Origin of the sequence: Paenibacillus sp. FSL F4-0097, assembly GCF_038593125.1 — a bacterium.
GTDB classification, from domain to species: domain Bacteria; phylum Bacillota; class Bacilli; order Paenibacillales; family Paenibacillaceae; genus Paenibacillus_AQ; species Paenibacillus_AQ odorifer.
On record NZ_CP151965.1, the window covers coordinates 562,451 to 583,236 of the forward strand.

The window sequence follows — 20,786 nt, forward strand, 5'->3', positions numbered from 1 at the left end:
TTCATTTGAGACTATATGCCGTTTTTGCCCCGATAATCATTGCCGGGTTATTTCTGCAATCCTGCATGGTAAACGATAAGTTTGGTTTAGATTCGAGTATTGGGACAAATACCGCTGAGCTGAAGACGGATATGAATTCTTTGCAGGGGTATCCTGCTAAATTTAGCATGAATGACATAAAGCATGGGTGGGGAATAGACGAGACTGGATTATGGACTACGAACGATGGAGGGAGTAGTTGGTACCATCCGGACAGCAATATCGTTCCTATTCCACAAGAAACAGGCATCTTTGCCGCAGCAAGCTTTTTCCTGAATGCCACAAATGGCTGGATTATAAGTAGTCATGGTATGGGTCAATCTGTCCTGATCTATCATACCTCTGATCAGGGCCAGACCTGGAAGGAGACAAAACTTCCCGTCACGGAGGATTGGGAGCAAGGATACAGTGGCGGATTTATTCATTTTATCGATGTGAATAACGGGTATGTGCTGCTGGATTCAGAACCTGGTCTCGGGATGATGGAGAAATCCTTGTATCGCACGACAGATGGCGGGAACAGCTGGAAGCGAATCGGAAATCTAACGGGGAGTATTAAAGCCTATCCAACAGGGATGACCTTTCAGGATTCCCGGAATGGCTGGATCACCTCCAGCAACCATGGGCAAGAATACATTTTAACGTTCAGAACTTCGGATGGCGGGAAGAGCTGGAAGCCGGAACAATTAAAGAAGCCGGCTGCTATGGCAGCATTTACTTACAGTAATAGTTATCCACCTAAATTCTCAGGCAAAGACAATATGAAAGGCATCCTGCCGCTGGAGATTGTTGACGATGGGATTCGAAGTATGGTGTTTTACATAAGTGATAACGGAGGTAGGACATGGAAGCCGGGCCCTCAATTACTCGGTACTGAGGCGGTGAGAACAACATGGCTGAACGCTCGGGAAGGTTGGGCCTTGCAGGAGGGTGGTAAACTGGTGGCGACTGTCAACGGGGGTGTAAGCTGGAGGATAATTGCTACTTCGCAGCTATTCACGAAGGCAGAGAATATTCAGTTTGTTACGCCGAAAAACGGTTGGCTGGCGGGTCCTGAATTTCTACAGACCACTACAGATGGTGGCGTTACATGGAAGCCTTTGGTTGGCAAGCCTTGAGGCTGAATACAGCGGAATGCCGGATGTAATGATTAGCCGTTGAGACTTAGGGACCCAGGGGGCGTTATTCACACATTTACCGCCTATCCAGCATGTTTTCGGACTCCAGTGCAGCTATTTCATATAGTAGGGCGCAGATCCGGTGTTTTTTATGCCGTTAGTGACTTTGGGGTCCGTTAGTATGCAAAATGGAGGATTATTCTGTGAATAAGATCGGCTGTGTCTGATAACCCCTTGCTTCGGCGGCGAAGGGTATCGATCAAACGGCCTAATCGATTAAAAAGAAGGGGGTGTCCCAGCAGCCATTGTCATGGCTTATGAGACATCCCCTTATTTTTTGAGAAATGTAGAAATATGAAAGCTTAAACCTGCCCGCCGGCAGGGGATTCCCCTTCTGCAAGTTCCAGAATCTCACGGCGCAGGCGCAGCATTTTTTGATCCAGTTCATCGGCGGCGCGTGCGGCATCCTTCAATTCCTCAGCAACATGCGAAGGGAGCTGTTTATCGAATTTATAATACAGAATATGTTCCATACTTGCCCAGAAGTCCATGGCTAGGGTTCGCAGCTGTATTTCTGCTTTGACCCAGCGTGTTCCTTCCAGCAGGACGAGCGGAATTGCGACGATAAGATGCAGGCTTTGATACCCATTCGGCTTGGGATGGGCTATATAATCTTTGATCTCCAATACGCGAATGTCTTCGCGTGTGCTGAGGTGATCAACCAGACGGTAAATATCTTTAACAAAAGCACATACAATCCGCATACCTGCAATATCGTGAATGTGCTGCTCCATATTTTCCAAGTTGAACTCGAAACCTTTGCGCTCCATCTTTTGCAGGATGCTCTTGGGTTCTTTAATTCGGCATTTAACATGTTCGATGGGACTGAAGCCGTCACGGACCTGCCATTCCGTTTTGATCACATCGATTTTATTCTCAAGATCATTTAGTGCATGGCGATAGAGTGCTGGCAGAGACTTAAACTCATTGATAAGATTTGTGAAATCCTCGTTATCCTGCCAATGTTGCAGATCCTTAACGTGTACCTGCATCTGTTTTAGCGTAAGCTGTGTGCTGTCATGTTCTTCCACTGAAACTCTCCCAATTTCGTTATTTGTGATTAATTCTATTTTAACCGATGTAGAACCCCTGACGCAAAATAACGTCTGAAATCAGTGAAAATAAGAATTTATAGGAACATTCTCCGCTAAATCGCGTATTAAAGCACATTAATGAATCTGTTCGATACATTTGGTATGATAGAATCACGTATCGCTGGAGAGGGAGGAACTGTAATGAGTTTTATGAAACGAATCAAAGATAGTGCGAGCCGGGTTACTGAAAAAGCACAAAGCTCTGTTGAGATTGGCAAGCTGAACGGGCTTATTTCCGATATTGAACGTGAGATGGAAGTGGAATTCACGAAAATGGGCAGGCTTTTTTATGAAGGGTATCGCACTAAGGATATGTCGGTAGCTGAAGGCAAAATGGTAGAGCTGGCACGGACCTGTTCCAAACTTCAGGAAAAAATCGAAGTCCAACGCGCAAGGATTGCTGAACTGAAAAATGAACGGTTATGTTCTTGCGGCAATGTTGTGGCGCTCGATGCAAACTTTTGTCCAAAGTGTGGAAGTAAGCTGGAGGAGCTAACCACTTCAAGAAAGATTCCTTCACCGCCCGTATTCGTCAAAACTGTGGATGAGGACGAAGAGGATGAGGATCAATACTATGGTGCAGATGAGCTAACGGATGAAGAGAAGGAGATTGCAATGAAGCTCCATCCGCAAAGTATGGTGTATTCTGAGATCCTGCCTTCAGAGGATGATGAGCTGCCATTGGAGGAATATGCGGCGAACGAACATGACATTGAACGGGATCGCAGACATGCTGATCAGCTGGAACGGGAAAGACAAAGACAGCTTGAGCTGGATCGTCGCATCCGCGATTGGAATGCGAATGAACATCAGGAGGAGTCCGCAGTCACCCAGGACAGTGGTGTACGTGATATGATTAAGTGTCAAATCTGTCGGAATGAATTGCCAAAGGGCTCCTTATGGTGCCCGCGTTGTGGATCGGAGCAAATATAGTACAGATATCAGTCAGCTTAGGGCTTAGGGGGACAACAAGATGGAACAGCTGCTGCTGCATCTGCGCAATCTGGGCTTCACGGAGATGGAGTCCAAAATCATGGTCGAGCTTGCGACTAAAGGTCAGGCTTCTGGCTATGAGGTTGCCAAACAGCTCGGAGTTTCAAGATCAAATGTGTATGCGGCGCTTCAGCGCCTAACACAGCAGGGATATGTACGATGTGGTGAAGGAGAGCCTGCGCGGTATAGTGTTCTCAATCCAGAGGAGCTGGCGACGATGATCTCGGGAAGAGTTCAAGCTTCGCTGGCTTATATGGAAAGTGAGATGCCTCGCGGGGGGCCTGTTAGTCCTTCTTTTTATAATGTAGAGGGCGACCGCAATGTAATGGGGGCGCTGATTCGCCAGCTTAACATGGCAGAGCAGGAGATTGTAGTGGATATGTGGCGCGAGGAAGCGTCGCTTCTGCGGAGCGAACTTGAACAGGCCGAACTGCGTGGCGTTAGGCTTTTATGGGCTTTTGACGGTGGCAATGCTGCTGCTGCCTCTTACCCGGTATGGCCGTCATTCGGAAAAGATTCGCAGCGGGCGGATGGACGGAAGTTCTCATTTGTGATCGACCGGAGCTGGTGTATGCTGGGGATGCGTTATGATGATGGATCCGCACAAGCAGTGGTAACAGAGCACCCGGTGTTAGTGGAGCTGCTGTTGAATCATTTTACACAGGAAATGGTCTTATTCGAGCTGGAGCAGGATATGGGCGCAGAATTAGTAGAGCGTTATGGAGAACGTTACAGCAAAATTCATAGCAAATATGTTATGTATGATCAAGGCGATGATGGGGAAGAACAGGCGCAGTAGTTATTATCATAGGGAGGTGAGAAGCATGGAATGTATCGTTCATTTTGAAGTGGTGCACAATGATGGTCCTAAGAAATTGCGTGGACTATTGTTTCTGGATAAGGGAGCATCTCCTGGAGAAGCAGAACTGGTCGAAATGTTTAAGGATATGAATTTTAACGTGAGACTGGAAGACCGCGAGAAATTGATTTTTAAACCGGTAAATCCGGGAGATTTCTTGGAGATTCGAATTACGGGTTATGATAACGGTCAGGAAAAGAGCAAGGATGATCATAATTTAAAATCGATCGTTGGAAATTTATTGCCTCAGAAGCCGACAGGCCTGTAATGTGGGGAGAATGGATTTAATGATGGGAGAAGGAGGAGCACTATGGAGCTGTTGAGACAAAAGGTATTGAAAGAAGGTATTGTACTCGGGCAAGGAGTGCTCAAGGTGGATTCTTTTCTGAATCATCAGATGGACCCCTTCCTGATGCGCGAGGTTGGCCGTGAGTTTATCCGCCGGTTCGCTGGCGAAGAAATTACGAAGGTGCTGACTATAGAATCCTCGGGAATCGCTCCGGGGATTATGACAGCATTAGAGCTGGAGGTTCCGTTGATTTTTGCCCGTAAGCAGAAATCGCTGACGCTGACAGAAGACATTTACGTGGAGAAGGTATACTCCTTCACGAAGAAAGAAACGAATGAAATTACCGTTTCGAAGAAATTCATTGCTCCCGGAGAACGGGTGCTGATTGTTGATGATTTCTTGGCGAATGGTGAAGCCGCCTTCGGACTTGCCCGTATTGTTGAGCAGGCGGGCGGAAGTGTGGTTGGAATTGGCATTGTGATCGAAAAAGCGTTCCAGCCAGGGAATCGGCTGCTGCAGGAAGCGGGATATCGCGTAGAATCACTTGTGCGTATTGCTTCACTGGAGGACGGAAGAGTCACTTTCGTGGAAGACGAGGAAGAGCCTCTTGTTTGAGGCTTTAGGAATGAATGCTCAAACAAAAGCTATAGGATATACAAAACAGCAAGCGAACTGGTAATGAACCAGTCGCTTGCTGTTTTTTGTGTGTATGGTATGCACGGGTCAGGTTACCCGTTGCTGCCGCATGCCGCTGCAGTGTCGACGGGCAGCTGTACGCTGTCCGCCGCCAGCGGCGAGAGCACCCGCAGCGCCCCCGGCTCGCAGCGAACGGCCAGCGGCCCTTTGCCGAGGCTCTCGCCGTCGCCGATCGCAGGCCGGGCCTCGGCAAAGCCTACGGCTACGCTACGTCCGCGCAGCATAGACACGAAGGGCAACGCCACATGCTTGCCCTTCAGTACCGTAGGGAACAGCCGCAGCAGCTGCCCGCGGCTGCACCCGTGCACGACGCAGACGTCGAGCTGGCCGTCATCGGCCTTTGCCTGCGGGCAGATCAAAAGCCCGCCGCCGTAGCTGGGCAGGTTGCAGATCGAGACCAGCCATGCCTTCTCGAAGGCATGCTCCGTGCCGTCGCAGACTACGCTTACCCGGCAGGGCTTGAACGTCATCAGCGTATGCAATATGCCGATGATATACGCCAGCTGGCCTGCTCCAATGGCATTGCACAGCCGTTTGTAACGGCTGGCATTCACATTCTCGGCCACCTGAGCATCAAAGCCGTTGGCAACGGCTGTTACGGTCAGTCCGTTTGCTCCTGAAAGCAGGTCTGCTTCGATATACCGCTCACTAAGGGCGGCCTCCAGCGCGGCTTCTATCGAAAGCGGGATGCCGAACCCCCGGGCGGTGTCGTTGCCGGAGCCGGCAGGAATTACGCCCATGGGGATATCTTTACCGCAAAGTGCACCCAAAATGCTATGGAGCGTGCCGTCACCACCGATTACAATCACAGCTTTCCAATCCTCGCGATGCTTTAGTGTATTTAAAACAAGGGCTTCTGCACCCTCTACGCTGTGCGTAAACAAGGACATGAAAGGCAGCGAACGCTCCTTCATGAGCGCCTCTACAGTATGCCAGGTCCGGCCGCCTGCTCCCCCGCCGGAACGTGGGTTTATGATAAATAGATACATATAATTTCCTCCAGCCTGTAGAATTCCATTGATGCCCTTTCTACATTGTAAGGAGTGGATGGGCAAAAGGGAATACTTTTCAGCGATCAGAGGGACTGCTTTTTGGGGGGGGATTACAGATGGCGAATCTGACTTTCTGCGATATCACCTGCCCAAGGGAGTTTGTACCACCTGCCACTTAAGGCATGGTAGATCATTAGCAGCCACACTCCAAAGCTGCAGAGAGAGACGAGTGCACTCATCAAGGGACCGAGGAAAGGGACCAATCCGGTTAGAACGTGGAGGATCATCAGCACTCCGAAGGTAATCAGTGATTGCAGCGAATGGAACAGCACAAAGCGGCTGCGTTTCTCCAATGCGAGAAAGACGACGCCGCCGAGAAAAGGGAAAAAGTAACACAACGCGCCCGCTATATTATCGGGCAATCCGGTAGATGATTTAAAAGGGGACAATAGGCTCACTCTCCTTCTGCTTGGAGAAGAAGGGGCTTGATTGTTCGAATCCTTCTTCCTTACAAGCCTATGACTTGTCAGGAAAAAGTATGTTTAGCTCATTGAAGGGAGAACATACTTTTCAAGCAGCTTGCGTGGGTTCTTCCAGTTGTTTGTCTTGCTCTCTGCTGTAAAGACCACTACAGCATCCAGATTGGGGAAGAGCAGAATCTGCTGCCCGCCATGCCCGTGGGCGAGCTTGTAGGGCTGCCCGCTCATCGTACCGATCCAAAACTGATATCCGTAATCACCAAACGCTGGATATCCCTTAGTTTGAGTGGTAAGTGCATCCTGCAACCAATGTTCTGGGATGATTTGCTGCTCTGCAAACACTCCATTATTCAGCAGGCAAATTCCGAATTTAGCCATATCCCGAGACGTTAGGTGCAAACCGATATGACCCATGCTATGTCCTTCGGGGCTAGGTAACCAAGCGGTATTAGCCATTCGGAGTGGAGTGAATAAATGCTGTGCTGCATAGGAAAATGCATCAAGACCTGTAGATTCACTAATCATCATCGAGATTAGATGTGAGTCGATGCTTCGATATTGGAACTGGCCGATTTGTTCTGGAATAATGTTCAAGCTAAGGCCAAAGGAACCCCAGCGGCGGCTGCGATGGAGGTTCCGAACGAGCGGTTCACCAAGCTTCTTCCCTGTGATCCAGCTAAAACCGGAAGTCATGGTAAGAAGATGACGGAGTGTGATCTTTGAGAGATGTGGGGAGTGAAGGTATGGAATATGCTTGCGAAGAACCTCGGACACAGAAATATGGAGATCAGGCATCTCTCCACGGCCGATAGCGATTCCCGTAAGGACGCTGACAAAACTTTTGGTGGCAGAACGGAGATCATTTAATGCTCCAGCATGATGGTCGTTAAAATAACGTTCGAAGATAAGTTTTCCATGACGCACAATAAGCATGCTATGCATCTTGGGATATTCTTTTAGGATAACTTGATGGGCTTGTTCAAGACCCTCCCGGCGTGTAGCTGTGTCCTCTGGCGTTGCGGTAGTCATTACGGGAATTACAGGCTGGGCCATAACGATCTCCTTCTCATTTGTTGATAAATGCAGTTTCACTTGCTGTATTGGTTATTGTATTTTAACCAGTTTGGAGACATATGACTTACGAAGAGAGTTGTAAAAAAATAATATTTTCCAAATAGTACATTTTACAAGGAAAGGTGGAAGTTAATCCGGAATATGATACAATATAACGATAAGGCCCGAAAGGAGTGATTCAGTAAGTGGCTCTTCGGGTAATAAAAGTGTCAAGGAGCTATCGTTCATCAGGCGTCCTTACTCTCAGCCCAAATCACGACGAACCTGCTTCACCGGCAAGGCGGTGTTTCAAAGGCTAGACATAGCTTTAGATTCCACGTTTTGACGGATAGTGCAAGCCACGTATGTGTAATGGATACTTCACTTGCATTCGAGGTTACGGCGTACTTTTCATCATGCATTCTCTACAACGGAGCATTCATTTTCAATGTTTTGGGAGGGAACTGATCATGGCAAGTAAAGGTCATAACGAAGTCAAGGAAAGTCTACGGGAAATGACACGCATTTTCCGGCCCAAAGATCCCAAGAAATTCGTAAAGGAGTACGTCCGAAAGTATCGGATTACAGGAGGCTATGAAGAGGAACTGACCATGGTCGTGGAACACGAGTTGGTACGGATGAATTCATCCGTCTCCTAGCTAACAGATACGTTTGTCACTTGCTTAACTTTAGACATCATTTTGAGTAATAACATCCACGAGGATTCTTATAAACCGTGCCCGAGCAACTTTTGTTGCTGGAATCGGTTTTTTTTGTATGCCCATTTACGAATAAGGAAAAGTCTTCCTCATAGAATAGTCAAATGAATTAATAGACACATTTTAAAGTGTATGCGCTTTCTTTATTATTTTTTATTTGTTTGCGTTTTCATAAAATGCCATCAAATCCAGATGGGACAAGGGTTTATTGTGTCGAAAATTACAATGTGAACTAGTTGTGAACGATTGACAAAACTTTCCCTTAAACTTATATTAATAGTGATTGTTATAATTGACAGAAAAAAACAGGAATCTACGAAATCGGGAAAAGCGGGGTAGATCAATGATGAAAACGTGGCAGGCTGTAAAGCGACTCCTTCCCATGACCGCTATGTTTGGACTCTTTCTTGCCGGGTGCGGTCGTGAGGACTTGTCAGTACTCAGACCACAGGGACCTGCAGCAGACAGATCTTACGGATTAATGGAGCTGTCGATCAGCATTATGATCGTGGTGCTGCTGATTGTCTTTACGATTGCAGCTTATGTACTGATCCGCTTCCGCAGAAGACCGGGTCAGAATGAAATCCCTGAGCAGGTTGAGGGCAGCATTAAACTTGAGATTCTCTGGACAGTTATTCCGCTTATCCTTGTTGTAGTACTGGCCGTGCCAACGGTGAAAGCAGTGTTTGCCGCTGGAGATGATCATTCCAATGACAAGAATGCGATCAAGGTTAAAGTAACCGGCCACCAATACTGGTGGGAGTTTGAGTATACCGATTATAAGGTAACTACAGCACAGGATCTGATTATTCCGGTGGGCAAAGATATCGCCTTTGAACTGGAAACTAAAGATGTGCTGCACTCCTTCTGGGTCCCTTCTCTTTCCGGTAAAATCGATACCAACCCAGCTGGAACGATTAACCGCTTTAGCTTTAGTGCGCCTAATGAAGGCGTTTACCGTGGGAAATGTGCGGAGCTATGTGGGCCTTCTCATGGATTGATGGAATTTAAGGTGAAATCAGTTAGTGAACAGGAATTTCAGAAGTGGATTGATTCGATGAAAGCGCCTGTCGCTGTGCTGCCGGAGGATCCTGCTTTAGCTGAGAAGTTCAAAGCGGCATGTCTGACTTGCCACGCTGTAGGCGATCAAGGGATTAATAATGCGCCGAACTTGACCGGAATTGGTTCTCGGGAGTCGATTGCTGGAATTCTGCTCAACGACGACACGAGGGAAGATGGTGCGCCGATTGAAGAGAATCTCAAAACCTGGCTGCACGACCCGCAATCCGTAAAACCAGGCAATCTGATGCCTAACCCCAAAGATCTGGGCCTGAGTGATGCTGAGATTGATGGCATTGCAGAGTATCTGGCCAACTATAAGCTGGACTAATGCCTTAGCCTAAAGGCGGGCGGAACTTTCGAAAAGGGGGGACGAACTTTGGCTCAAGCAGCGCATACCTTGAATTCATCCAAGCCTCTGGGGCACGGCCACAGTGTGAAGCGCCATACAGGACTTATGGATTGGCTTACTACCGTCGATCACAAAAAAATCGCGATTTTGTACCTATGGGCCGGAGGATTGTTTTTTGGCATCGGGGGAATTGAAGCGCTTCTGATTCGCTGGCAGCTCATCAAGCCGATGAATAACTTTTTGGATGCACAAACGTTTAATGAACTCATAACCATGCATGGTACGACGATGATCTTCCTCGGCGTCATGCCAGTCATCTTCGCACTCATGAATGCCGTCATTCCGCTACAGATCGGTGCACGTGACGTAGCCTTTCCTTTTCTAAATGCACTTGGTTTCTGGACCTTCCTGTTCGGCGGGATTCTACTGAATCTTAGCTGGGTTATGGGTGGTGCTCCTGATGCCGGGTGGACCGCCTACACCCCACTATCTACGAGTACATACAGCACTACACACGGTGTAGACTTCTATACGATCGGCTTGCAAATTGCCGGATTAGGGACCCTCATCGGGGGGATTAACTTTCTAGCCACGATCATTACGATGCGTGCGCCGGGAATGACCTATATGCGGATGCCGATGTTCGCCTGGACCACATTTATCACTTCCGCCATTATTTTGTTTGCTTTTCCAGCAATAACAGTAGGTTTAGTACTGTTGACATTTGACCGGATTCTCGGAGCCAATTTCTTCGAAGTTGGAGCCGGAGGAAGTCCAGTGCTATGGCAACATATCTTCTGGATATTTGGTCACCCGGAAGTTTACATTCTCATTCTGCCTGCCTTCGGGATTATTTCCGAGGTCATCCCAACCTTTTCGCGTAAAAGACTGTTCGGATATAGCTCCATGGTGTTTGCAACCATCTTGATCGCCTTTTTAGGCTTCATGGTCTGGGCTCACCACATGTTCACAACTGGACTTGGACCTGTAGCTAACGCGTTGTTCTCCGTATCAACGATGTTAATTGCGGTTCCTACCGGGATTAAAATTTTTAACTGGTTGTTCACGATGTGGGGCGGGCAAGTACGTTTCACAACCCCTAACCTGTTCGCTGTTGGATTTATTCCTACCTTCACTATGGGGGGAGTAACTGGAGTGATGCTGGCGTCCGCACCTGCTGACTTTCAGTTCCATGATACGTATTTTGTCGTAGCGCATTTCCACTATGTTATTGTTGGTGGCTTGGTGCTTGGCCTGTTCGCAGGTCTGCACTACTGGTGGCCGAAGATGTTCGGACGGATGCTGAGTGAGAAGCTGGGCAAGTGGACCTTCTGGACGTTTATCATCGGATTCCATCTGACCTTCTTTGTACAGCATTTCCTTGGGCTTATGGGGATGCAGCGCCGCGTATTTACTTATTTACCTAATCAGCAATTTGATTTCCTGAATCTAGTCAGTACCATCGGTGCAGGACTTATGGGTGTCGGTATGATTATTTTCTTGGTGAACATCTTCCTGACTTCCAGAAAACCAGCGGATGCAAGCAATGATCCGTGGGAGGATGGACGTACATTGGAATGGACCATTCCTTCACCGCCGCCAGAATATAACTTCAAGCAAACACCTCTTATTCGGGGGATTGATGCCTTCTGGAAAGAAAAAGTAGCAGGGAATAAAGGCATGACACCAGCAGAGCCGGTGGGCTCAATTCATATGCCGTCGGCAACGATTTTACCGTTTACGATGTCTATCGGAATTTTTATCGCTGGGCTTGGCTTTATGTTTAGCCGTGATGAATTCGGCAATGCTTTTATGAGCTTCCTGTTTAATAATTATATCGTTACAGCCATCGGTCTTATTATTACATTTGGATCCATGCTGATGCGTTCGCTGTATGATGATCACGGATGGCATATTGAACCTGAAGAGCTGGAAGGAAGTGAGCGGACATGACAACGGCACATGCAGAAGCTTCTAAGGATACCTTTCCGCACGAGCCGGAAAAAGCTACGCTCGAAGGACGCAACAAGGTTCTTGCCTTTTGGTTGTTTCTAGGCGGCGAAGCGGTATTGTTCGGCACGTTGTTCGCTACTTTCCTCGCACTGCGTAATCAGACGAATGAGGGGCCTTCGGCGAATGAGCTGTTTCACCTGCCGCTAGTAGCCGCTGCAACATTCATCCTGCTGGTTAGCAGTCTGACAAGTGTATTCGCTATTCAAGCGATGCACAGAAATCGGCCGGCACTGCTACGGAATTGGCTTTTAGTGACTGTAGTCTTAGGTTTAGGTTTCCTGGTTTTGGAGATCTATGAGTTTACTCAATATGTAAGACACGAAGAATTCGGAATGACCACAAGTGCATTCAGCTCGGCATTCTACACACTGGTAGGATTTCATGGTGCGCACGTAGCCTTCGGGATCGCTTGGATCTCCATCTTGATCGGGCAGCTCGCCCGCAAGGGGTTAACGGTAGTTACTGCACCAAAAGTGTATGTGTCAGCCATGTACTGGCATTTTATCGATGTGGTATGGGTCTTCATCTTTACGGTTGTATACCTACTCGGAAAGGTGGGCTAGGCACTATGACGACGGATCAGCATATGCCAGATAGCGGCGGGTATAAGCAACGTCATCGGCATGAAGGACCACAGAAACATATTGTTGTCTTTATTTTCTCCATTGTCTTAACATTGATTGCTTTCGCCGCTGTTGCGGCTGGGGGAGTAAATGCAACCTTTGCGATTATTTTGCTGCTGGTAATGGCTGTTCTTCAGGTGATTGTACAGATGGGCTTCTGGATGCACCTAAAAGATAAAGGGCATCTTCTGCCGATTCTCTTCATGCTGGGCGGCTTCTTTATCGCTGGGACCTGTATTGTTATGTCGCTGTATTGGGTTTGGTGGAACTAACGGACAATAATGAAAGAGGTGGGCTGCGATGCCCCCTCTTTTTGATGTTTAGATATAAGAATTCCTGCGCTAGGAGGTTGGGATTATGCTGGGATTAGAATACTTTAGCTTTGCTGAACTATGGAGTCCGCTTTTTCTAGCGGTAATGCTGCTGCTGACAGCAGGTTATTTTGTGTGGATTGGTCCGATTGCTGGGCGTTATGCCGATTCAGTTACGGTGCCATTTTGGCGTAGAGCGTTATTTGTCTGTGGGATGCTTGCCCTTTATCTGGCACAAGGAGGACCCATTAGCCTTTTAGGGCATATGATGTTTTCCTTCCACATGGTCAGTATGGCCTTGTCTTATCTGGTAGCAGTGCCGCTGATTATGCTTGGAATTCCAGATTTTATCTGGCGCAGGATACTAAAGGTGAATCCGCTTCGGCGGTTATCTTTTTTAGCTCATCCAGTGGTCGCTGCCCTATTGTTTAACGGACTTTTTTCCTTGTACCATATTCCTGTTATTCATGATTATGTGATGTTGCATTTTACTGTTCATCGTATTTATTACATTATTTTGTTCCTGACCTCTGCTTTAATGTGGTGGACGCTGATTAATCCGCTGCCGGAACATCGTATGGCGAGTGGGCTTGGGAAGATTGGGTTTATTTTTCTGAACATGGTATTGCTGACGCCAGCTTGCGGGCTGATTATATTTGCCGATCATCCGCTCTACGCCACTTACAGTGATCCAGAGACTTGGGCGCGTGCTATGGGCTATTGTATCTCGGGTGACCCCACTGTTTTACTTCAGAATTTTGGAGGTCCTGCATTCTTTGAAGTGATGTCGCCGAAGGTGGATCAACAGGTGGGAGGCATCGCGATGAAGTTCATTCAGGAATTTATTTTTGCCTCTATGCTTGCTTATGTGTTCTATCATTGGTATAAAAAAGAGAACGGACAAGACGACGATGAATTGTCGACGCCATCCTCAACACTTCAGGAGAGCAACTTGAACCGTGCATAACTGGTAGACTGCCGAGGGGGAGAATCATGGATATTTTCACAGTGTTCCCGACCATTAGTACGTCATTCATCGTGCTCAGCGCGGTGCTGGTGGCTATAGGTTGGTGGCTCATTATCAAGGGCAAACGCGAGGCGCATAAGAAAACGATGATTGCTGCCGCTATCGCTGCGCTGCTGTTTTTTATTGTTTACGTATCGAGAACGTTGTTTGTGGGGAATACCTCATGGGGCGGTCCGGATGAACTGAAGACGATTTATCAAGTGTTTCTGATCTTCCATATCGTCCTGGCAACCGTAGCTGCGGTATTCGGACTTACTACGTTAACTCTTGGTTTCAAGGCGAAGTATTCCAAGCACCGTAAGTGGGGCAGAGTGACATCGATAATTTGGTTTATCACAGCGATTACAGGCGTTATGGTGTACGTGCTGTTGTATGTTTTGTATCCAGGTGGACACACCAAGCCGGTGTGGGAAGTTATTTTGGGTGCGTAAAATAAGTGCTTGAATAGAGCACAGAGTTTAGTGCGTTGAGCGAATGAACAGCACTAGAGTAGCAGAGTCGTAAATAGTTATGAAATAAGCCTATATATCTGCATGTTCCTGAGTAGGGATTGCGGGTGATGGGCTTATTTTGGTTTGTAGAGCTTCGGGATCTGTCCTGAAATTGAACGAAGCTAGCTCGAAAAAGACGTAATCAGGGAAAACCTCCCTGAAAATGAACGAAATTAGCTAAAAAAGGCCATAATTAGGGAAATCCTCCCTAAAATTGAATGGAATTAACCCAATAACAGAGTAATAGCTGAATTTTTAGGGAGGAATTCCCTAAAAGCTCGTAATCTAAGCTCTATTTGGCTGATTTTAGGGAGTTTTTCCCTAATGTTTCTATTCCGTCCGGCAGTCGCCCATATCCCACACCTGAAACTGCACTAGCAGCCGAAACGGTATCCCGCACCCGAAACCGCACCAGCATCCGAACTAGCATTCCGCACTCCGAAACCTAAACAAGCATCAGCAGCCGAACAGTACCTCGCATCTGAAATTGCACCAGCATCCGAACCAGCACCCCACCCTCGAAACCGGACCATTCGCCGCGCACGCATCATACCCCCGAACTAGCATCCCACATCCGAAACCCCCGCCCTCACTCGAACCCGAACCTGAACCACTATCCGCCCCGATACTCACCACCCGCCTCCTTCAACGCACATCACACCAACACGTTGCATAGAAGCAGAGAGTGAGCTCTTACTACTTCATTTCCTGAAATCAATTATCTAATAAACTCAATTATCCCAGTTACATTCGCCCCGTAGCATTCTGCCTCAATTCCCCCTCATTGTAGTTAATCTCAATTAATAAGCGTTACCTAACGTCTGAGAGTGTCTTCATAAGCTTGAAGTATGAGGTTGCCCAAATCTCCTATTTCTTTTGAATAATTTCCAGTTACAGGATTGACAATGTAAAATTAAGGTCATATACTGTGTATATAGATATATACAGTAAGCACAGGGATATGAACACCTGCTTCTGCTAGACGCTGAAGACATTGTAAAGCGAGGTTAGCATTGATGAGAACATTAAAAGATTCATGGTTTATGTTGCGCTCTGATTTTCGCGGAGACAAATTAAAAATATTAGGGACCCTCGTAATAACAGTTGTTTTTATGAGTTATCTTGGTGGACTGACTAGCCTGATAGCAAATGATGTACTAGGTGAGCAGGATCGGACGATGCTAGCGGATTTCTTATTTCTCTCCTTTATCCCCTTATTGGGATTAACATTCTCTCGCCGCTCCATGAAATATTGGAGTGAAGACTCTTACACAAAAATGTTGGTTTACTTACGGACTTTACCGATTCCAGCTGCAGTAATATTATCGCGGAGGAAACTTCAGGGTGTGGGCTCCTTTACACTAAATGGTACGTTATTCTTCGGTATTATTTACTTGTTAGGAGAGAATTTCCGGACAGAACTGGCGGTTCCTTCGTATATAGCTTTTGCGATTACTTGGCTCGGCTTCGGATTCATGGTCTCGGGTCTATATATTTTTATTGAATATCTTTTTAGCGGCAAAGCTTATCTATGGCTAACATTGCTTATCGTAGTTTTATCGTGGGCAACATCGTTCCTAGTTACACTGGGCGGAGGCAGTTTGTTCTTATACAGTATCTCCTATTCCAAGGAGTGGGGGTTGTTATCTCCGATCATGTGGGGGTCACTTCTGCTGGGGACAATATCTGTGCAATTATTCTCTAAATGGACTATACATCGGCTGAAAAGTCGCAATCTCGTATAAAAAATCGGAAATGGCAAGGACTGCGCTCTAGCACGCTAGAGTGGAAGGCGAGGTGTAAATAATGTGGATACCGGTACAAATCAACGAAAATAGTGCAGAGCCCCTCTATCATCAAATAGAGACTCAGCTTAGATCATTAATCATTAGCGGAGTCATTACAGAAGGTACGCTGCTGCCCTCAATTCGTGAGTTCGCAGGAGATCTGAAATGCAGTGTAATTACCGTGCGGCGGGTATATCAGGATCTGGAGAACGAAGGTTTGCTGCGAACGCGACAAGGAACAGGTACCTTTGTATCCCATGTAGGTGACGGAGCAATGGAAGAATATAAACGGGAAACGGTTGGCAAAGCACTTGAAAGTGCAGTGGATATCGGCCGATCGGTACATTGCAGCAAGGATGAACTTGAACAGATTTTTATGGAGATTGTAGAACGCAAGTATAGAGAAAAGGATTGAGAGGGGGGCGCTTACTCATATGGTACAGATGGCTATAGAATTGCGGAATGTACTTAAACGGCGGCGAAACAAGACGATAGGGCCGCTGACCCTGAATATGCCTAAAGGATATATTACAGCTTTGGTAGGTCAGAATGGTTCCGGCAAAAGCACACTGCTGAATCTGCTGATGCAGCTGACTAATCCAGAGGAAGGCGAGATATATTGGTTCGAGAACAGGTATGATAGCGGGTTGTCTCTGGAGCTTCGCCAGACCATTGCCTATGTTCCTGAAACGTCAATTACTGAGGAGAACCACTGGAATGCAGAGGAGGCAGCTCGATTTCGGAAGTATTGGTATCCAAATTGGGACGATCAATATTTTCAGGAGCTGATGGATCGCTTGGAGGTTCCGTATCATATGAGACTTTCGAAGATGTCTAAAGGGGAGCGCCGGAAATTCGAAATTGCTGCAGCACTTGCGGCGCGGCCAAGTCTGCTGCTATTGGATGAACCTTCATCAGGTCTTGATCCTTTTGCCTGGAAGATTATGATCGAGACACTTCGTAAATATATGGATGAGAACAACGCAACGATCATCATCTCCACACACATTGTGGATGAGGTGCGGCGGCTGGCGGATTATATCGTCCTTATGCATCGGGGAGAACTGCTGGGCATGGCTGAAAAAGACAGTCTGTTCGGTGCTTGGACCGAGGTTTGGGTGAATGCTGCGGATGAAGAGGAGCTTGCGGAGTTATCGGCTGAGTTGCCAGGAGGCTTGCACTTTACAATGGATACACCGGGTGTAGCTTCTTTTATCATAGAACAATTTTCTGAAAACGAGAAACGCATTCATAACTTGGGCGTAAAGGTTATCAAGAGCCGCAGTTTGGAACTGGACGAAATATTAAGTTTATGGACACAGGGTCATCGTCCTATTCTAATTGACCACAAGAGAGGGGACTAGAGAAATGGAAGCCTTAAAGCTGGAAAGTGTAGTTAAGCAATATGGAGAAAAAACCGCAGTAAACGGAATTAACCTAACTGTAGGTAAAGGGGAAATTTACGGATTACTGGGGGCGAACGGCGCGGGAAAAACAACCACGATGCGTATGGTACTCGGCCTAATCTACCCTGATGAGGGCAAAATTTTGTATAACGGGAAGCCTTTCAACAGTGAACTGCAGCAACTTATGGGTTATCTGCCCGAAGAACGCGGGCTATATCCTAAGGTGAAGATCAGCGATCAAATCGTTTACTTAGCCCGCCTGCGTGGGATGTCAGCTAGTGATGCAGATAAGAGCTTGCGCTATTGGCTGGATCGATTTGAGGTTCCGGATTATTACAATAAAAAGATAGAAGAGCTTTCCAAAGGAAATCAGCAAAAAATGGGCTTTATCGCCGCTGTCGTTCATAAACCGCAGATTCTGATTCTAGATGAAGCTTTCAGCGGGCTGGACCCAGTAAACGTGGAGCTGCTGAAAGATACGGTCAAAGAATTGCGTGATTCGGGAACAAGTATCCTTTTCTCTACGCACCGGATGGAGCATGTAGAAGAGCTGTGCCGTAACATTACGATTCTCGATCGTTCCAATACGGTCGTTCAAGGGGATATCCGCACGATTAAGAATGGCTACCCGCGGGAAGAAGTATTGCTGCGTACAGCTAATGAGGTGAAAGGTCTGGAGTCCATCGCAGGCGTTACAGCAGTGAAACGGCTGGAGCGTGGGTATCTGTTATCGATCAGTGAGATCGGTGCAGCACAGCGTATTTTACAGCAGGCGATAGCACAGGGTGAAGTGGAGCATTTTGAAATCAAGGAACCTACGTTAAACCAAATCTTTATCAGAGCGGTGGGTGAATCTAATGAATAAGATGGGGACAATTATCGGCTTTACCTTTAAAAATAAAGTTAGAACGAAATCATTTATGATTACTACTTTGATTCTAGTATTATTGCTCAGCATAGGGATGAATCTTCCCTATATCATCGATCAGTTTAAGGGTGATTCGGCCAAAAGTGAAGTTACTCAAATTGCTGTGATTGCTGAAGAGGGAAATCAGGTTGCAGAATTGTTGAAGGCTTATACTGCGCCAGAGGGCATGCCACAGGCTAAGATAGTACAATATGCTTCTGCGGATGATGCCGAGTTAAAGAAAGCATTAGATGAAGAGACAGTAGAAGGTTATGTTACTTTTGCAGAACCTACTGGTGAAGGGCTTCCACCCGTTACTTATCACAGTAATGATGGAGAACTAAACGGAGATGTTCAAGTTTATCTTCAAAATGCACTTCAGCAAGCAAACACACAATTCATCGTTGGCGACAAGCTGACCTCTGAACAGATTGCTGCAATGTCAACACCAGTGCAGATTACTACACAACAGCTTAACGCAGGCGGTGGCAGTGAAAGCTCTCAGGAGGACACTCCGGCCATTAACTACATTATCGTATATGCCATGCTTATGTTGTTCTTTATGTCCATTATGATGACAGGCAACATGATTGCCGCTGAGATAACCTCTGAGAAAAGCTCGCGGATTATGGAGATTCTCATTACAAGTGCCTCACCTTTAGCGCAAATGTTCGGTAAAGTTATCGGTGTTTTCCTAGTAGGAATATTGCAAATTGGGATCTTTGTCGCAGCGATCGTCGTCAATTTGACGCTCCCGCATAACGCAACCGTATTGGCTGATTTTGATCTCGATTTAGGCCAGCTCAATATTAACTTGCTGCTCTATGGATTTGTCTTGTACGTATTAGGTTACTTCCTCTATGCCTTGATGTATGCGGCTGTAGGTTCGATTGTCAGCCGTACGGAGGATCTCGGTCAGGCGGTAATGCCAATCATGATGTTAGGCTTCGTAGCGTTCTATGTTCCACTGTTCAGTATCTCCAATGCCGATACTCTAGTGGTTAAGATAGCGAGTTATGTACCTTTCACTTCACCATTGACGATGCTGCTCCGAATTGGTGTCGGTGAGGTGGCGATCTGGCAAGTCATTGTATCGCTGCTGATCCTGCTTGTGACTACCTTCATCTTCGGATGGCTGGCAGCCAAGATCTATCGTACCGGCGTACTGATGTACGGCAAACGCCCAAGTATTAAAGAAATCAGAAAAGCGATGAAAGCATACAAGATCTAAGAAGGCCTCATATAACTTTTAAGGAGTGCTAATGATGTCTACAAGCGAACAATATACCATTATGCTTTTAATGAGTTCGGTATCACTGGCTTCGGTTAGTAGAATGCTTCCGGATGGCTCCACTTTTATGGATTTCGTTCAAGGCGTATTGACCGGTGTTGCTATAGTGGGGATGTTGGCAGGATTGTGGATGTACAGTAAGGCGCGTAAGAGTAAGGCGCGTAAGAGTAAGGCACAATAGTAGGTACTGAATTTTCGGGGGGGATCCTAACAGCCATTTATGGTTGCTGGGATATCCCCGTTTTTGCGTTGGCAATCTCTTTGTATACGAGCTGATATAGCTAACGGACCCAGCAACACTTAAATGCAACAATCATCGAGATTTGGCAAGATATCGGACACAATAGTCGCTATTGGCATGAAAAACGGTGAATTAGTAGCTCTTTTAACCAAATAGTTGCACTGGAGTCCGATACTATGCTCAAAAGGCGATAAACGTGCAAATAATGTCATCTGGGTCCGTAAGCCTTGCCTTGGTGGAAGATGATTAGGGCCTGCTTGAAGACGATCCGAGACGCTCATCGCTCGGGATTTCTACTGGAGTCCGAACGCCGGCCAAATTTGAGGAAAAGCTTCAATTAAAGGCTCCTGAGTCCGTTAGATGCTTCATGCGCTTAAAGATCGTCTGAATTCTAGTTAGTGACTAAATTATAGAAAGATTTGCGCTCGTTCGTATATCCGCTTGGTCGGTCATCTGCTCCCGTACAGCTCTAAGCTGTGCTTTCAGTGCAGGAACACTTTTTTGCAGAATAATGCTTATTTGAGAAAGAGGCAGCTTTAAGCCGTACCACAATACCTTCACAAGCTGTTCCTCCCAAGGTAATCCCTTAGCCGATAGAAGAGAGCGCCGGGCAAAAGAATCAGCACACTGGCGAATACAAGTGCGGTAAGCGTGGATAGAGAATAACTGAGGGTCGAAGTTATCCTGACGATATATTTTATGAAGCTCTGTGAAGGTGCGGATAGTAACCTTGTCTGCCTCATTAGATTGTTCTAATAACATGGAACTGAGTACGTAGACTTCATTAGTATACTTTTGAACACACTCTGCAAATTTAGCACTGTAGGTGGACACGGGAGGTAAGGGGTCAGGCATGGTGAACACGATCCTTTCAGAATGAGAGATTT

Annotated in this window: 24 protein-coding genes; 18 read left to right on the plus strand and 6 right to left on the minus strand. The window is 46.8% G+C overall.

The window, feature by feature from the left end; translation table 11 throughout:
- Window positions 1-5: 5 nt before the first annotated feature.
- Window positions 6-1,157, plus strand: a complete 1,152-nt coding sequence (locus MHH86_RS02480; RefSeq protein ID WP_076141851.1) for a YCF48-related protein — start codon at window positions 6-8, stop codon at window positions 1,155-1,157.
- Window positions 1,158-1,519: 362 nt separating this feature from the next.
- Here MHH86_RS02480 and MHH86_RS02485 read toward each other — a convergent pair whose 3' ends face one another.
- On the minus strand, window positions 1,520-2,248 hold the full coding sequence (locus MHH86_RS02485; protein WP_076218890.1) for a GTP pyrophosphokinase family protein: 729 nt from the start codon (window positions 2,246-2,248) through the stop codon (window positions 1,520-1,522).
- A 204-nt stretch (window positions 2,249-2,452) separates the two neighbouring features.
- Here MHH86_RS02485 and MHH86_RS02490 point away from each other — a divergent pair, with 204 nt between their 5' ends.
- Genes MHH86_RS02490 through MHH86_RS02505 form a run of 4 tightly spaced genes read left to right on the plus strand, consistent with a single transcriptional unit; the run spans window position 2,453 to window position 5,067 of the window.
- Window positions 2,453-3,244, plus strand: a complete 792-nt coding sequence (locus MHH86_RS02490) for a zinc ribbon domain-containing protein (RefSeq protein WP_036682517.1) — start codon at window positions 2,453-2,455, stop codon at window positions 3,242-3,244.
- Between the two features lie 40 nt (window positions 3,245-3,284).
- Window positions 3,285-4,103 carry a TrmB family transcriptional regulator gene (locus tag MHH86_RS02495; RefSeq protein WP_036682516.1) on the plus strand — a complete coding sequence of 273 codons (819 nt, stop codon included), beginning with the start codon at window positions 3,285-3,287 and terminating at the stop codon, window positions 4,101-4,103.
- A 25-nt stretch (window positions 4,104-4,128) separates the two neighbouring features.
- A complete protein-coding gene (locus tag MHH86_RS02500; RefSeq protein WP_038568522.1) occupies window positions 4,129-4,431 on the plus strand; it encodes a hypothetical protein in 303 nt (100 codons plus the stop codon).
- Window positions 4,432-4,473: 42 nt separating this feature from the next.
- Window positions 4,474-5,067 carry a xanthine phosphoribosyltransferase gene (locus MHH86_RS02505; RefSeq protein WP_076101352.1) on the plus strand — a complete coding sequence of 198 codons (594 nt, stop codon included), beginning with the start codon at window positions 4,474-4,476 and terminating at the stop codon, window positions 5,065-5,067.
- A 113-nt stretch (window positions 5,068-5,180) separates the two neighbouring features.
- Here MHH86_RS02505 and MHH86_RS02510 read toward each other — a convergent pair whose 3' ends face one another.
- The 3 genes from MHH86_RS02510 to MHH86_RS02520 form a co-directional block, all read right to left on the minus strand.
- On the minus strand, window positions 5,181-6,137 hold the full coding sequence (locus tag MHH86_RS02510) for a diacylglycerol kinase family protein (RefSeq protein WP_052096739.1): 957 nt from the start codon (window positions 6,135-6,137) through the stop codon (window positions 5,181-5,183).
- Between the two features lie 113 nt (window positions 6,138-6,250).
- Complete coding sequence (locus MHH86_RS02515; protein WP_036682511.1) at window positions 6,251-6,589, minus strand: membrane protein; 339 nt, start codon at window positions 6,587-6,589, stop codon at window positions 6,251-6,253.
- A gap of 93 nt (window positions 6,590-6,682) precedes the next feature.
- Entirely contained in the window at window positions 6,683-7,672 is a 990-nt protein-coding gene (locus MHH86_RS02520) for a serine hydrolase (RefSeq protein ID WP_076101354.1), read from the minus strand.
- 470 nt (window positions 7,673-8,142) lie between these two features.
- Here MHH86_RS02520 and MHH86_RS02525 point away from each other — a divergent pair, with 470 nt between their 5' ends.
- The 7 genes from MHH86_RS02525 (at window position 8,143) to MHH86_RS02555 (ending at window position 14,207) form a co-directional block, all read left to right on the plus strand.
- Window positions 8,143-8,331 carry a hypothetical protein gene (locus MHH86_RS02525; protein ID WP_019913840.1) on the plus strand — a complete coding sequence of 63 codons (189 nt, stop codon included), beginning with the start codon at window positions 8,143-8,145 and terminating at the stop codon, window positions 8,329-8,331.
- Between the two features lie 403 nt (window positions 8,332-8,734).
- Complete coding sequence (gene coxB / locus MHH86_RS02530; RefSeq protein ID WP_076101356.1) at window positions 8,735-9,781, plus strand: cytochrome c oxidase subunit II; 1,047 nt, start codon at window positions 8,735-8,737, stop codon at window positions 9,779-9,781.
- 126 nt (window positions 9,782-9,907) lie between these two features.
- Complete coding sequence (gene ctaD, locus MHH86_RS02535) at window positions 9,908-11,755, plus strand: cytochrome c oxidase subunit I (RefSeq protein WP_051491246.1); 1,848 nt, start codon at window positions 9,908-9,910, stop codon at window positions 11,753-11,755.
- Entirely contained in the window at window positions 11,752-12,378 is a 627-nt protein-coding gene (locus MHH86_RS02540) for a cytochrome (ubi)quinol oxidase subunit III (protein WP_076101357.1), read from the plus strand. The genes ctaD and MHH86_RS02540 overlap by 4 nt, the downstream gene beginning before the upstream one ends.
- A gap of 5 nt (window positions 12,379-12,383) precedes the next feature.
- Window positions 12,384-12,710 carry a cytochrome C oxidase subunit IV family protein gene (locus tag MHH86_RS02545; protein WP_036682505.1) on the plus strand — a complete coding sequence of 109 codons (327 nt, stop codon included), beginning with the start codon at window positions 12,384-12,386 and terminating at the stop codon, window positions 12,708-12,710.
- An 85-nt stretch (window positions 12,711-12,795) separates the two neighbouring features.
- On the plus strand, window positions 12,796-13,716 hold the full coding sequence (gene ctaG, locus MHH86_RS02550) for a cytochrome c oxidase assembly factor CtaG (protein WP_076101359.1): 921 nt from the start codon (window positions 12,796-12,798) through the stop codon (window positions 13,714-13,716).
- 26 nt (window positions 13,717-13,742) lie between these two features.
- Window positions 13,743-14,207 (plus strand): DUF420 domain-containing protein, encoded by a 465-nt coding sequence (locus tag MHH86_RS02555; protein ID WP_036682502.1) that lies wholly within the window; start codon window positions 13,743-13,745, stop codon window positions 14,205-14,207.
- Window positions 14,208-14,641: 434 nt separating this feature from the next.
- Here the strand turns inward: MHH86_RS02555 and MHH86_RS02560 are convergent, their stop codons facing one another.
- A complete protein-coding gene (locus tag MHH86_RS02560; RefSeq protein ID WP_178420394.1) occupies window positions 14,642-14,800 on the minus strand; it encodes a hypothetical protein in 159 nt (52 codons plus the stop codon).
- Window positions 14,801-15,283: 483 nt separating this feature from the next.
- On the opposite strand from MHH86_RS02560, the gene MHH86_RS02565 reads away from it, so the two are divergent.
- The 6 genes from MHH86_RS02565 (at window position 15,284) to MHH86_RS02590 (ending at window position 19,839) form a co-directional block, all read left to right on the plus strand.
- On the plus strand, window positions 15,284-16,012 hold the full coding sequence (locus MHH86_RS02565) for a hypothetical protein (protein WP_051490929.1): 729 nt from the start codon (window positions 15,284-15,286) through the stop codon (window positions 16,010-16,012).
- A gap of 61 nt (window positions 16,013-16,073) precedes the next feature.
- On the plus strand, window positions 16,074-16,469 hold the full coding sequence (locus tag MHH86_RS02570) for a GntR family transcriptional regulator (protein WP_036676688.1): 396 nt from the start codon (window positions 16,074-16,076) through the stop codon (window positions 16,467-16,469).
- A gap of 19 nt (window positions 16,470-16,488) precedes the next feature.
- A complete protein-coding gene (locus MHH86_RS02575; protein ID WP_036676691.1) occupies window positions 16,489-17,418 on the plus strand; it encodes an ABC transporter ATP-binding protein in 930 nt (309 codons plus the stop codon).
- A 4-nt stretch (window positions 17,419-17,422) separates the two neighbouring features.
- Window positions 17,423-18,325, plus strand: a complete 903-nt coding sequence (locus MHH86_RS02580; RefSeq protein WP_036676693.1) for an ATP-binding cassette domain-containing protein — start codon at window positions 17,423-17,425, stop codon at window positions 18,323-18,325.
- A complete protein-coding gene (locus MHH86_RS02585; RefSeq protein WP_076101360.1) occupies window positions 18,318-19,598 on the plus strand; it encodes an ABC transporter permease in 1,281 nt (426 codons plus the stop codon). Before MHH86_RS02580 ends, MHH86_RS02585 begins: the two co-directional genes overlap by 8 nt.
- Before the next feature lie 34 nt (window positions 19,599-19,632).
- Complete coding sequence (locus MHH86_RS02590) at window positions 19,633-19,839, plus strand: hypothetical protein (RefSeq protein WP_076101362.1); 207 nt, start codon at window positions 19,633-19,635, stop codon at window positions 19,837-19,839.
- A gap of 462 nt (window positions 19,840-20,301) precedes the next feature.
- On the opposite strand, the gene MHH86_RS02595 is transcribed toward MHH86_RS02590, so the two are convergent.
- Window positions 20,302-20,661, minus strand: a complete 360-nt coding sequence (locus MHH86_RS02595) for a hypothetical protein (protein WP_141118558.1) — start codon at window positions 20,659-20,661, stop codon at window positions 20,302-20,304.
- Window positions 20,662-20,786 lie beyond the last annotated feature (125 nt).